Source organism: Ulvibacterium marinum (assembly GCF_003626755.1).
In the GTDB taxonomy this organism is placed as follows: Bacteria; Bacteroidota; Bacteroidia; order Flavobacteriales; family Flavobacteriaceae; genus Ulvibacterium; species Ulvibacterium marinum.
In genome coordinates this window covers 877,960-891,539 of record NZ_RBCJ01000003.1, presented here as the reverse complement: position 1 = coordinate 891,539, position 13,580 = coordinate 877,960, and the positions used below count along the sequence as shown (strand labels likewise).

At 39.2% G+C, this 13,580-nt stretch carries 12 protein-coding genes; 7 read left to right on the top strand and 5 right to left on the bottom strand.

The window, feature by feature from the left end; all coding sequences use genetic code 11:
* Window positions 1-17 precede the first annotated feature (17 nt).
* Window positions 18-842 (bottom strand): mechanosensitive ion channel family protein, encoded by an 825-nt coding sequence (locus D7Z94_RS16965; protein WP_120712752.1) that lies wholly within the window; start codon window positions 840-842, stop codon window positions 18-20.
* Between the two features lie 81 nt (window positions 843-923).
* Window positions 924-1,376: an Lrp/AsnC family transcriptional regulator gene (locus D7Z94_RS16960; RefSeq protein WP_120712751.1), complete on the bottom strand. Its 453-nt coding sequence runs from the start codon at window positions 1,374-1,376 to the stop codon at window positions 924-926.
* A 180-nt stretch (window positions 1,377-1,556) separates the two neighbouring features.
* Between D7Z94_RS16960 and D7Z94_RS16955 the strand changes: the two genes are divergently transcribed.
* From D7Z94_RS16955 to D7Z94_RS16930, 6 genes are all read left to right on the top strand, one after another.
* The gene (locus D7Z94_RS16955) at window positions 1,557-1,904 is read left to right on the top strand and encodes a hypothetical protein (RefSeq protein WP_317125785.1); all 348 of its coding nucleotides are present in this window, start codon (window positions 1,557-1,559) and stop codon (window positions 1,902-1,904) included.
* A gap of 101 nt (window positions 1,905-2,005) precedes the next feature.
* Window positions 2,006-2,857 (top strand): formyltetrahydrofolate deformylase, encoded by an 852-nt coding sequence (gene purU / locus D7Z94_RS16950; protein WP_120712749.1) that lies wholly within the window; start codon window positions 2,006-2,008, stop codon window positions 2,855-2,857.
* Window positions 2,858-2,910: 53 nt separating this feature from the next.
* Window positions 2,911-3,618 (top strand): DUF4197 domain-containing protein, encoded by a 708-nt coding sequence (locus tag D7Z94_RS16945; protein ID WP_120712748.1) that lies wholly within the window; start codon window positions 2,911-2,913, stop codon window positions 3,616-3,618.
* A 510-nt stretch (window positions 3,619-4,128) separates the two neighbouring features.
* Complete coding sequence (locus tag D7Z94_RS16940) at window positions 4,129-5,496, top strand: helix-turn-helix domain-containing protein (protein ID WP_120713191.1); 1,368 nt, start codon at window positions 4,129-4,131, stop codon at window positions 5,494-5,496.
* A gap of 651 nt (window positions 5,497-6,147) precedes the next feature.
* Window positions 6,148-9,147: a SusC/RagA family TonB-linked outer membrane protein gene (locus D7Z94_RS16935; protein ID WP_120712747.1), complete on the top strand. Its 3,000-nt coding sequence runs from the start codon at window positions 6,148-6,150 to the stop codon at window positions 9,145-9,147.
* Between the two features lie 10 nt (window positions 9,148-9,157).
* Window positions 9,158-10,531 carry a RagB/SusD family nutrient uptake outer membrane protein gene (locus D7Z94_RS16930; protein ID WP_120712746.1) on the top strand — a complete coding sequence of 458 codons (1,374 nt, stop codon included), beginning with the start codon at window positions 9,158-9,160 and terminating at the stop codon, window positions 10,529-10,531.
* A gap of 408 nt (window positions 10,532-10,939) precedes the next feature.
* On the opposite strand, the gene D7Z94_RS16925 is transcribed toward D7Z94_RS16930, so the two are convergent.
* Together D7Z94_RS16925 and D7Z94_RS16920 are read right to left on the bottom strand one after the other, a co-directional pair.
* Window positions 10,940-11,467: a hypothetical protein gene (locus tag D7Z94_RS16925; protein WP_245967234.1), complete on the bottom strand. Its 528-nt coding sequence runs from the start codon at window positions 11,465-11,467 to the stop codon at window positions 10,940-10,942.
* A gap of 10 nt (window positions 11,468-11,477) precedes the next feature.
* Window positions 11,478-12,263 carry an alpha/beta fold hydrolase gene (locus D7Z94_RS16920; protein ID WP_120712745.1) on the bottom strand — a complete coding sequence of 262 codons (786 nt, stop codon included), beginning with the start codon at window positions 12,261-12,263 and terminating at the stop codon, window positions 11,478-11,480.
* 229 nt (window positions 12,264-12,492) lie between these two features.
* Here D7Z94_RS16920 and D7Z94_RS16915 point away from each other — a divergent pair, with 229 nt between their 5' ends.
* Complete coding sequence (locus tag D7Z94_RS16915) at window positions 12,493-12,687, top strand: hypothetical protein (RefSeq protein ID WP_120712744.1); 195 nt, start codon at window positions 12,493-12,495, stop codon at window positions 12,685-12,687.
* 8 nt (window positions 12,688-12,695) lie between these two features.
* Here D7Z94_RS16915 and pyrF read toward each other — a convergent pair whose 3' ends face one another.
* Entirely contained in the window at window positions 12,696-13,517 is an 822-nt protein-coding gene (pyrF, locus tag D7Z94_RS16910) for an orotidine-5'-phosphate decarboxylase (RefSeq protein ID WP_120712743.1), read from the bottom strand.
* Window positions 13,518-13,580 lie beyond the last annotated feature (63 nt).

The following is a 13,580-nucleotide window of genomic DNA, read 5'->3' as shown; positions in this document are numbered from 1 at the left end:
AATACCTTAGCTGTGAATTATTCCCCAATACTTCCAATTTCTATACCTTCCGAATATGCAACGGCAATGTTGCTTTTATTAAACGCCCTTTTTATTGCTTTATTGGCGGTAAAAGTTACTTCCCAAAAGTCGTCAGGAAGCACATAAGGGCGTACTATTAGCTGTATGTTATGCGAATCAAAATTGAGAATTCCTATTTCCGGTCTTGGAGACTCCAATATTTTTGGGACTCCTTGAAGAGCAGAGGATATTATTTGCTGCACCTTGGGAAAGCTTTCCTCATAAGGCATTGTGACTTCCAATTCTAAGCGAATCATTCCTTTTTCTGAATAGTTGGTGACCACGGAATCCGTAACCTTGGAATTGGGAATGATTAAAATCTTGTTCCCAGGCGTCAAAACATCAGTGCTAAAAATGCCTATTTCCTCAACACGTCCAAATTTATCTTCAACTTGTATCCAATCCCCTATCTTATAAGGCTTTAAGGTTAATATCAAGATACCGGAGGCAAAATTACCCAGGCTGCCTTGTAATGCCATTCCTACCGCAAATCCCGCAGCCGCTAGGATAGCCACAAGCCCAGTGAGGTCGGCCCCTAGAACCGAGGCGATGACAAACAATACCGTGCCTTTTAGGATTATACTGGCAGTGGAAGACAAAAAGGGCCTTAGTGTTTCTGAAAAACCCGTTTTCTTCAGAGCAGTGGAAATCAGCTGTACCAGTTTCCTCACAATCTTGAATCCTATCCAAAGTATGAAGCCCGCCGCTATGATTCTAGGAAGATAAAAAACGGCCTTATCAATGGCTATTTGAAAATATTCGTTTAGTTTGTCAAATTCCATAAAATAAAATAAGTGATTAAATAGATTACCGACAAATTTTTAAAATTGTTTTTCCCATGAGGTATCTCGTGCAATTATGATTTAAAAGGACACCTTTTCCAACGGGGCGTATGAAACCACTTGTGACAAAACAATATGGGTACGAGTTTCCCCATATTGAATTAATTTATCGATAAATTTTTCCAAATGGAATTGATCCTTTAAAACTACTTCCATAACAATGTTTTCGTTCCCCGTTATCCGGTAGCAGTTAACCACTTCGTTAAGCGAGCCCACCATGGCGAGGAATGGTTTTAGTTTCCCCATAAATGCACGCAAAGTAATAATGGCTTTAAGTTGATAGCCGGATAGGGAATGGGAGACTACCGCTTTGTACCCTATTAGGATTCCTGCATCCTCCATCTTCTTTACCCGCTCAGCAACTGCAGGTGGTGAAAGGCCCACTTTCCTTCCAATGTCCGCAAAAGATTCACGGGCATTTTGCTGAAGACACTCCAGTATCTTCCAATTCAAATCATCTATTTTACTATCCAAAGTTTATTGGTAAAAAAAATTAGTATCCAAGGTAAAATTACAAAATTGCTTTATATTCCAAAGCAAACTTACATTTTACGTTTGTAACTTTATGCTAATCAATTGCTAGTTTAAGAAATAATGTCTTATCAGAGCTTCAGAAGTTTGCCCGTCTACAGAAAGGCCTTGGAACTTTGTCAAATGAGCAGGGAAATTGCATCCTATGTATCTTTTAACAAGGATTTGCTAAAGCTGTATAAGTCCAACAGTCTTAGGGACATTATTGCCGATTCCTTATTAACGGATACCATTCTTATACCACAGAAAATTGCCCAGGCAGAATCCTCGAGCTCACTTTCCGAAAGGATGAAAAGTGCAACCTACATCAATATCATGATACGAAACATCAATTCGTATTGTACCGGGCTTGAAAAGGATGGGGTAAGGGAAAAGGAATACCTGAATCTTCTGCGGGAGGAAATACGCAGTTTCCGACGATCATTTAAGGAATGGAGAAAGTCCCTTTCCGACGATGAAGGTGGCAGCTAGGGCTAAGACCCAAATTCTCAACACACTTCTTTCGAAAAACCTCCTATTTATTTGGTGGTCTATTTTTTATTGTTCTAATTTTGAACACTAAAATACCAGACTTGAAAACAACCATTCTTATACACTGTCCGGATCAATCCGGTATTATCAGTGCCGTCACCGCCTTTATCCATCGGCAAGGCGGTAACATCGTTTACTTAGATCAGCACGTTGATAAGGAAGCTGATGTCTTCTTTATGCGTTTGGAAAGTGACTTTGAAGGGAATCTGCCGGATATTGTAAATTTTAATGAAGAGTTCAATGCTACATTGGCACTACCCTATCAAATGCAATGGTCTCACCACCTTGACGACGTAAAACCAAAAATGGCCTTGTTCGTCTCCAAATATAATCATTGCCTTTACGACCTCTTAAGTAGGTATAAGTCCGGCGAACTTCTTGTGGAAATTCCTTTTATCATAAGCAACCACAATGACCTCACCTATATAGCGGAACAATTTGAAATACCATTTTATCACATTCCGGTTACCAAGGATACCAAGAATATAGCGGAAAGCGAACAATTGGAATATTTAAATCAATATCATGTGGATTTCATTGTATTGGCCAGATATATGCAAATTGTTAGTAGTAAAATTATAAACGAATATCCAAACAAAATCATTAATATTCATCATTCCTTCCTTCCTGCATTTGCAGGGGCCAAACCCTATCACGCCGCTTTTGCAAGAGGGGTAAAGATTATAGGGGCAACAAGCCATTACGTTACCGAAGAATTAGATGCAGGACCTATTATTGAACAGGATGTTACAGCTGTTTCCCACTCACATACCATTAAGGATTTTATTGCCAAGGGACGCGATTTGGAAAAAATTGTACTATCGCGGGCAGTACAACTCCATGTAAAAAGAAAGACTATGGTCTACAACAATAAAACGGTGATTTTTTCGTAAAACTTAGTAATGAACCTAACAAAGGAACTTTTCTACCCAAGAAATTAAAGCTTATGAACAAAAAAATAATTTCTCTATGCATTGTCTTTCAGTTTTTGTCCTGTGCCGAATTACAGCAGGTGGTAGATCAACTTCCACAAGGGGAAACCGGGATTGGAAATGCGCAGATTGCGCAAGGCCTTCGACAAGCCCTGGACGAAGGAGTTGACAAACAAGTATCAAAACTTACCCTTGAAAATGGTTTTTTCAAAAATGAATTGGTTAAAATAGTCTTGCCCGAGGAATTGAGAAAAGTGGATAAAACCTTGCGAGATATAGGTCTCGGTAATTTAGCGGACGAAGGACTTAAAATATTGAACAGGGCCGCCGAAGACGCCGTGGGAGAGGCTACCCCTATCTTTGTAGATGCCATTAAAGGTATTACATTCTCCGATGCCAGAAATATACTAATGGGAAATGAAAATGCAGCCACTCTGTACCTAAGAAATGGAACACAAACATCGCTTTATTCAAAATTCAACCCTATAATAAAGGAATCCTTTGAGAAAGTGGGGGCCGATAAAATATGGAGCAATCTAATCAATAAGTACAACAACTTACCTTTTACCAACAACGTAAATCCAGATTTAACGGACTATGTCACCACTCAAGCGCTAGAAGGCGTATTTACTATGATTGCTGTGGAGGAAAAAGAGATTCGGGACAAAGTATCGGCAAGAACAACCGATATTTTAAGAAAGGTATTTGCCTTGCAGGATTAACGAACAATTATTCAATTTAACTTGCACAATATATCCAATAGTAAGTCGTTGTAAAAGAACAGGGCATTACTGTACATTTGTTAATGTTGCGAAAAGCCCTTAAAGACTTCGTACTGAATTGTTTGAGTTAGTAATTTTTTGAGTTAGTTAGTTTTAAAACCGGTGGGAGCACCGGTTTTTTTTGTGATTTTCATAATCAATAGCACCTTCTATTACATTCTCCATAATTCTTGCCTTTATATGCTTTTTCAAGAGCTCGCTTGAAGTAAACTATTATCGGGGCTTACTTTTTTTAAGAAAATTTTAAGGCCTTATAGTACTATATTTTCTAACTTAAACTTAAGCTAATTCACCAATTCATAAATGAGGCCTATAGGAGTAATCTTTACATTCTTACTATTGTTAGGCAATTCTATCAAAACTTCCGCGTCGCATAAGGTTGACTTCGCCTTCGGACAGGGCAGGGAGAACATAGCAACACTAATAAACAAAAGAGCTGATAGCCTTTTTATGGAGCGAAATTACGCCGTAGCCATCAAGGAGTTCAACAAGCTATTGACCTATCCAGAAATTGAACAGGCCCCTGTTCTTAGAAAATTGGCCGTAAGCGAAGCGGCCTTAGGAAACAATGTTGAGGCGGCCAAATATGTCGAGAAATATCTATTAAAGGATTTCAGGCCCATAATCCTTTCGGATCCAAGTTTTGACAATATCAGAAACACGGAATCATTCAAGGGGGTGGTAAAAAAATATGTTCCAAAATTTAATTTTTGGTCTTTTCTGTACCTCTATGTAGCACTCATTGGCTTTTACATTGCGGCCATCATACATTTCAATAAAAAAATCGAAGTCACCGCCAAAATACTTATTAGCAGTTTCATTTTTATCCATTCATTCTTCATCTTACATATTTTTGTAAATCTCACCAATAATCACTACCAGTATCCCCATACGTATGCAATGTCCACCTGTTTCTCCTTTTTGTATGGGCCTTTACTCTATTTTTATTTCAAAAGGATTGCCCAAGAATATCGGTTTAAACTTAGGGACCTACTTCATCTGGTTCCGACATTCTTATTTTTGATTTACGTGCTTCCTATTTATATGATGTCCGGTGAAGAAAAGTTAAAACTGCTTCTGGAAAGAATTATCAGCGGACGTAGCTTTTACGATATTGCCATAATCGTGTTAAAACTGTCCTCTCTTGCTATTTATGGTTATTTCATACACAAAATCTACATGCGCTCCAGAGAGAACAAGAGCTTAACAAAAGAGAATCAAATATGGCAGAAAAATATATTCAGAATTCATATTATGTATGTTTTCTGCTATGCTGCCTACGGAATTTTGTTAAGCAATAATATAACTTCCGGTTTTCTTTATCATATGCAAGTAATCAGTATGGCATTTATGGTCATGTATGTTGGCTATTCCGCCAACGTACAACCAAATGTTTTTAGTGGGATGTACCACTTCAATGATTCGCTATTCTTCAAATACGAAAAATCTGGTTTGACCGACAGTTTATCCAAGGAACTAAGAGAAAAATTGATTCGCTTATTCGACATTGAAAAAATCTACAAGGAAAGTGATATTAGCCTGGAAATGATAGCACAGCAATTGGACACCACACGACATAACGCTTCGCAGGTCATCAATGAACATTTTAACATGAATTTTCACGAACTTGTGAACAAGTATAGGATTCGGGAAGCCAAGGACATATTGAACAGCGATCAGAAAAAAAACCTGAATATCATAGATATAGCCTATGAGGTAGGTTACAATAACAAAGTTACCTTTAACAAGGCCTTTAAAAAAGATACAAGTCTTACCCCTAGTGAATATCAAAAAACTGCTATGAGAGCCCCGGCGTAAAAAAATCGTAAGCTTTTATCGGAAACGTAAACGTTTATAAGATTTTCCTTAAATAAGACGGAAGCATTCTATTTTGGTTGCTCATGAATTCAAGATTTTGTAAAAGCAGCTCTGCCGGTCATATTCCTAAAATTTTACTTTTTTCTCATTTTTAGAGTAATATATTTGAATTAGTCATCAAAACCAGCGGGGCTGCATTTTTTTCTTCGCTCCTCATTACGCTTTCCAATGATGCAATCCTTCTAAAAAATCCAATAAAGGAAGAGAGCGATGCTTCCACTAAAAAAATTAGCTATTCTTAAAAATGCAGAAACGGCTACTTGAACCTAAGGTAAACTCGCTATTTTAAGATAGAATATAACATATATCCTCGAAATTGTTATGAAAGGTAAAACAAGCGTAAGTATTTGTCGGAAAAGTAAACGTTTATAAGATTTTCCCTTTAACAAAATGAGAGCATGTTACTTTGAGGGCGAATGACTAATTAAATGTTAAAGTAACTCTAAATTCATTTTGTTTATTCGCAACTGTACTTTCAAAATCTTCACCTCATATTTTGAGCAAAGGTTTAAATCGAATCTCCAAGCAATTTAGGTCTTTACTTTTCTTTTCATTAGTCTATTCGTGACTAACCCGAATAAAACTATACGTATGAAAAAACAACTGAAGTGTATGTGTATGCTATTCCTTGTTGGAATGTCATATGCCTATGCACAAGAAAAAACAGTGACCGGTAATGTAACCGATCAGAACGCCATACCACTACCTGGCGTTAATATTTTGGTAAAGGGCACCACCTCTGGAACCCAATCTGATTTTGACGGTAATTATACGATCGAGGCCGAAGAAGGACAGATTCTGGTATTCTCATATTTAGGACAAAGAACGATTGAACTTACTGTTGGTACTTCAAATACCCTGGATGTTCAGATGGAAGAAGACGCTTCCCAGTTGGAAGAGGTAATCGTTGTAGGTTATGGTTCACAATCCAAAAGAAAAATAACGGATAATATTGCTACCATATCCTCAGACCAGATAAACGAAATCCCCACGCCTAGTCTACAAAGTGCATTAACAGGAAAGGCCGCAGGTGTTCGTATAACACAACTGAACGGTAAGGTAGAAGGAGGTATTAAAGTAAGGGTAAGGGGTGTGGCCACCATATCCTCTTCCCAAGAGCCTCTTTACGTAATTGATGGTGTACCCCTTACAAACCAAGACGAGTCCATAAATGATTCTCCCATAAACCCTTTGGTATCATTAAATCCGAATGATATCGAGTCCATTCAAATTCTAAAAGATGCCTCTTCCGCGGCCATTTATGGGGCAAGGGGTACCAATGGGGTCGTTTTGATTACCACGAAACAGGGTAAGGAAGGAAAGACCAAAGTATCTATTAATTCATCCTACGGCTGGAGTACCGCTACCAATAAACTAGACTTTCTAAATGCCGCTCAGTATAGGGAACTCTTCTTGGAAGCTGGACTCAATACAGGTTCTACTGCGGAAGAAATGCAGGAGCAATTTGATTTCTATTCCAACGGACAGGCCAATGTGGACACGGATTGGCAAGACCTTGCCCTAATTGATGGGTCCATAGAGGATTTTGGCGTATCCATATCCGGGGGCGGTGCCAAAACCCGATTTTTTCTTTCCAGCGGATACAACAAGACCCACGGTATTGTACGCGGTAATATTCTGGAACGGTATTCTTTGAGAGGAAATTTTGACCATGATATATCTGATAAATTCAAAACGGGCCTAAATATGACAATTTCAAAAAGCAAGATCAATAGGATATCCAATGATAATGCTTTTGCCACTCCCCTACAGGCTGTTGCCCAAGTACCCGTTTCCCCCGCTTATCTAGAGGACGGCATTACACCCAATAACGATACCACTGAATACTACAATTTCTTAACGGAACAATTCAATGGCAGTTTTGAAACCAACATGTGGAGGGTCATTGCAAATACATATCTGCAATACCAGATATTGCCTGAACTTAGCTTTAGGTCGGAAGTGGGTTATGACTTAAGCGTACAGCTTGCGGAACGCTTCTCGGGCAGTTTAACGGAATCTGCTTCCGTTGGGGGATTTGGTACGGCAAATACGGTAGAGACTGAAAAGTATGTGCTAACCAATTATTTTTCCTACAACAAAATCTTTGGGGAACGATTTGATTTTGAAGCAACCGCTGGTATGAGTTTTGAAGAGAGCAGAAGACGGCTTCAATTGATACAAGCACAAGGTTTTCCTTCAGACGACTTAGAAACCCTTAATAGCGCCTCTGAAATAGTAGCTGGGGGATCAAGTAGAACTGCCTTCAATTTCTTATCGTATTTCGGTAGGGCAAGTCTCGCCATTGACAATAAATATCTATTTAAGGGTAGCTTACGATATGACGGTTCCTCCCGATTCGGTGCCGACAACCGATTCGGTATTTTCCCTGCTGCAGCTGTAGGCTGGATTGTTTCCGAAGAGGATTTTTTGATAGATTCGGAAACGCTCTCCCTTTTAAAGCTCAGGGGTAGTTGGGGTATTACAGGTAATGCAGGAATAGGTGATTTTGCAAGCCTAAGTCTTTTCCAAGGCTCCCCATATAATCAAAAGGCCGCCCTGGCTCCTACCCAGTTGGGCAATCCAGATGTAAAATGGGAACGGACCACACAGGTAGATGTAGGTCTGGATTTTGGCTTTTTCAGCAATAGGATATCTGGGGAAATCGATTATTACGTAAAGACCACCAATGATCTTTTGCTCAATGAGCCCATTCCAGGTACTACAGGTTTTGTTAACATTACAAGAAACGTAGGAGAGTTGCAAAATAAGGGTCTTGAATTTGTCTTGAACACAAGGAACATCCAGACGGAAAATCTACGATGGAGCACTTCTTTCAATATTTCAACTTTGGATAATGAGGTAACAAGCCTGCCCGGTGGAGATATTATTGAAGGCAGGAACATTGTACGGGAAGGGGAGGTCTTATCTTCCTTCTATATGGTGGAGTATGCCGGGGTAAATTCCGAAAATGGGGATGCTCTTTTTGTATTGAATACCCCAAATACCGATGGAACCTTAAATAAAAACACAACGAGCAATTTTAACGAGGCACAGCGTATCGTAGCAGGAAGCCCTTACCCAGATTTGATAGCCGGTCTATCCAGCAATCTAAATTATAAAAACATCGATTTCTCATTTACCTTCCAAGGGGAATGGGGTGCAAGCATCTACAACGACTCGGGAAGATTTCAATCCGGGAACGCACGCTTTTTTGACAATCAAACAGCAGATCAGTTGAACCGATGGCAACAGCCTGGGGATATCACCAATGTTCCGCAGGCGAGACTGTTCTCAACCAATGGACAACAGCCTTCTACCCGTTATTTGGACGAGACCGATTTTATCCGTTTACGTAACCTCACTTTGGGCTATACAATCCCTAAGGATATAACCCAAAAATTTCATATTGATAGGCTCCGCGTTTATTTTTCAGGATTCAATCTGTTGACTTTTACCGATTATATAGGGTACGATCCAGAATCGACTGCGGATTTCAATGATTCCTTGAGCGATATTCAAGTTGGGGAGGATTTCTATTCGGCACCACCGGCCAAAACCTATACAATTGGACTAAACATCGACTTTTAAATCAATACACATGAAAAAGATCCTATATACAGTATTTGTCGTTTTTGCAATATCAAGTTGCGAGGACAACCTAGAACTACTACCTGAACAGAGTTTGTCTCCCGAAGTGGTAATTTCCAACGCCGCAAACCTGGAAAACCTCTTAGTCGGTCTTTATGATGAAGCAGCTCACGGCAGTGCAGAAACCCCAAGCTTTGAAGAAAACATTTACGGAGGAATCTTGAATTTATCCGTTGAACTATGGGCCAATTCCGGCGAACTTTTGTTTAATGGAACTTTCGAGGAGCCGGCAGAGTTTAATGAGAAGGCCATTTTGACGGATAATGTAAATGCAAGGGACATATGGTTGAATGCCTATGAGGTGAATAACCAAGCTAATTTAATTTTGGAAAACCTGGAGATTGTAGAAGATGCCGAAACCAGAAGTAGGATAGAGGGAGAAGCCAAGTTCTTGAGAGGTTTGATGTATTTTGACCTTGCGAGAATATATGGCCTTCCGTACGAGGCTGGACAATCAAATACACAACCTGCTGTTCCTATTGTGCTAAATGCCGTAACGGATGCCTCTGAAGTAGAATCTCCCAGCCGAAATTCGGTAGAAGAGGTATATAGCCAAGCTATTTCAGATTTAACGGAAGCCTATAATCTATTGCCCGAAAGCAATGATGTTTTTGCGGACAAATACGCTGCCCAAGCCCTCTTGGCCCGGTTGTATCTACAACAGGAAAACTATGCAGCGGCCAGGGATGCAGCTGATGATGTGCTCCAAAACAGCGGCCACACACTTGCTATAGATTTTGCATCGGCCTTCAATAATGATGAGGATTCCAGTGAGGATATTTTTGCATGGCAGATTACCGCCCAGGATGGAGAGAACGACATGAATACCTTTTGGGCAGGAGATGATTTTGGAGGAAGATCTGGAAATCCCGATGTGGCCATCAGTGAGGAACATTTTGATATCTATGATGATGCAAACGATCAACGCAGTATGTTTTTCTATGAAACCACTGGTGGAACAGCTACCACAAAATGGCAGGGAGAGTTTTCCAATATTCCCTTTCTAAGAGTGGCCGAAATGCATTTGATTCGGGCCGAATGCAACTTTAGGGAAAGTACTTCGGTAGGACTCTCCCCTGAAGATGAAATAAATGCCCTTAGGGCCAGATCCGAGGCTGGGGCAATTGTTGGCCTAACGTTGCAGGATATTCTGGACGAACGCAAAAGAGAATTGTCATTTGAAGGTTTTGCACTTCATGATATAAAACGATTAAAGGGTACGGTTGGAAGCCTAAATTACGATGACAACTTCCTGGTTGCACCCGTTCCCCAAAGGGAAACTGATTCCAACCCCAATCTTGATCAAAATCCAGGATACAATTAAATTACAACTTAATATACTGACTAACTCTGACTAAAAAGACGGCTAAAAAATGAATTTGGCCGTCTTTTATCCTCTTTTCAACCATAAAAAAGCAGGGAAATCCAATAATCCGTTTTTTTTGAAGGTGGAAAAGTTAATCCAACGACATCCTTTTGAGGTAAAAAACACGTAAACATTTATCGGAATCGTAAACGTTTATAAGCCTTTCCTATAATTAATCAAAGAAGATGTTATTTTGATAAAACAACCAGTTAAATGTAAAGCGGCCCTGAAGCACTTACTCTTAAAAAAACTTTCTGTCTCATTTTTTAGGGTAATTATTTGAATTAGCTATCAAAAATATTCAGGGTCGCAATTTACATATCGATACTACCCAGGCAGATTTCAATAAATTACACGAAACCAATACTATTCGTCTTCTTTAGAATAGAGTCCGTCAAAAACTACGTTGGATACCTTGTCATCTTGTAAAACTTCCCAAAGCTGTCGAACGGTACCGTTATCGTTCAATGTCCAAGTAATCCTATTTTGATAGGTATTTCCATCTGTGTGTACAAAATCTTCGGATGAAAGAATCATCTGATTTCCTACCCTATTACCCTTTAGTTTTAAGTGGTTTCCAAAGTTATCCACCCAAAGCTGTTCCCATTGCCGAGTCTTTGAATTATAAAAATTTAGGCTTGTCCCGGAAAAATTCCCTTTAGAGCTGGTCCAATGTTCCCGAAGCACACAGCCATCCTCAACTTTATCAATCCTATTTCTTCCAACAAAAGACCCTTCGGCATCGGTAACTTTCCATGTACCTACCCAAAAATCAAAAGCCATATGGTTGTCCGTACAACACGCGCATGTATCTTCCTGTGCCCGCGCTGCAGAACCTATCCATAAAATGAAAGCAACGAGAAAATATATATTACGCCCGGTCAATGGAAACAAATATGAATGGTTAGGAACTCATATCGGCCACATATTGGATGACCACGTCATTAAAGAGCTTGGACTGTTCTACATTAACTACATGACCACAGTGCTCTATTAACAGAAGGCTGGAGGTACTTTGCCGTTGCACCACTTTTTTTACCGAAGGTAAAAAAAGATAATCCTCACCTCCCATAACATATAGTGTAGGTATTTTTAAATCCACGGCCCTGAAAAACCGCAATAGCGGATTTATTTGGGAAGAAAGCCTAAACCACTTTACAAATTCTTTTTGATACAATTTCTTAGCCTCACGCACCAAAACGGACCTGGATTCCCTATGGTTACTATCGGGCATGATTATAAAAGTAAAGAATCTATAAAGCCATAAATAAGGTATAATATTCTTAAAAACTCTTCCAAAACCCATCAAAAACTTGAACCTTACATCCAATTTCATAATGGCGCCGCCCATGACCATGCTCTCCACTTTGCGCGGGTATTTTTCCGCTAGATTCCGAATCAAAACAGTACCCAGTGAAATCCCAATAAAGTGGGATTTTTCAATTTTTAAGTGATCAATGACCTCAACGATATCATGAGTTATAGAATCAAAATCATATTTTTCGCTAAATACTCTTTTAAGACTCGGTTTTGAGTTACCGTGTCCTCTAAGGTCCAATAGCAGCACATTAAAGTGTTTTGTAAATTCCCTTACCTGTTTGAACCATATGGATGAACTTCCACCAGCCCCGTGTACAAAAGTAACCCAGGTAGTTGAATCCTTGTGAAGATGTGTAGTATAGTTTAGCAAAGTGTTCTCTAAAAAGCCCCTATTTTAGAGCAAATTGCAATGTATTAAATCTTTTTGTTGTATCTCCACCATAAAAGCATTTTTTATGAACAAAACCTTGATTCTTTGAACGTTCTTTGACGAAATAGTTAAAAATTAGCCAAATTACCTAGATTTTAGTTATATGAAGTAATTACAGAACATCCAAAAACTGTTTACGGCCGTATATTTGTAAGAACAAAAATTGATTATGGAAAAACAGTATTGCAGAGTAGGAACAGTTACCCCCTTAACTCCAGGAAGAAAAGCTATTGCCCTTTTGGAATATCAGTATCAAAATTTCATGAATAAGGCATCCATGGAATATGCAGATAGTAGATTGAGAGAGTTTTTTGAACAAAAAGCATTAAAAGTCAAAAAGACTTTGGAAAGCTTGATGCAATAACATCAAAATCATTTGAGCTTTTTCAGTTCTCTTGTCATTTGACTTTGCAATTCTTTTGCTTTTTTGGCTGCTGCTTGGACATAATCTTCTTTTCTTGAAGCATAAATAATCCCGCGGGAAGAATTTATCAAAAGTCCGACGTTTTTGTTCATCCCATACTTACAGACTTCGCTTAAACTCCCACCTTGGGCTCCTACACCAGGCACCAAAAGGAAATTATCGGGAACTATATTGCGAATTTCCGCCAAATATGAAGCTTTTGTAGCCCCAACAACATACATCAAGTTCTTAGAATTTGTGTACCCCTTTGAAGTCTCCAAAACAGTTTTGTACAACGCTTTGCCATCCATCAATTTGGTTTGAAAATCATAGGCTCCCTCATTAGAGGTCAAAGCCAATAATATGGTATGCTTATCCGTAAACGCCAAGAAAGGTTCCACGGAATCCTTTCCCATATAAGGGGCAACTGTTATGGAGTCAAAGCTCAAGTCTTCGAAAAAGGCCTTTGCATAGCGTGTGGACGTGTTGCCAATATCTCCCCGCTTGGCATCCGCAATAGTGAAAATATCCGGATATTCTTTGTTTAGGTAAGCAATAGTCTTCTCCAGTGCTTGCCAACCCTTTAAACCATAGGCCTCATAAAACGCTATATTGGGCTTATACGCCACACATAAATGATGTGTAGCGTCTATAATGGATTTATTAAATGTGAAAATAGGATCTTCTTCTTTTAAAAGGTGTGGTGGAATCTTCTCCAAATCGGTATCCAGACCAATACAGAGAAAGGAATTTTTTAGGTGAATTTGTTCGATGAGTTGCTGCGTGGTCATAACCTAGGTTTCTCTCAATTAGGATCAAGAGGTTTTTTTGTACTTAGTAAATGCCTTAAAATA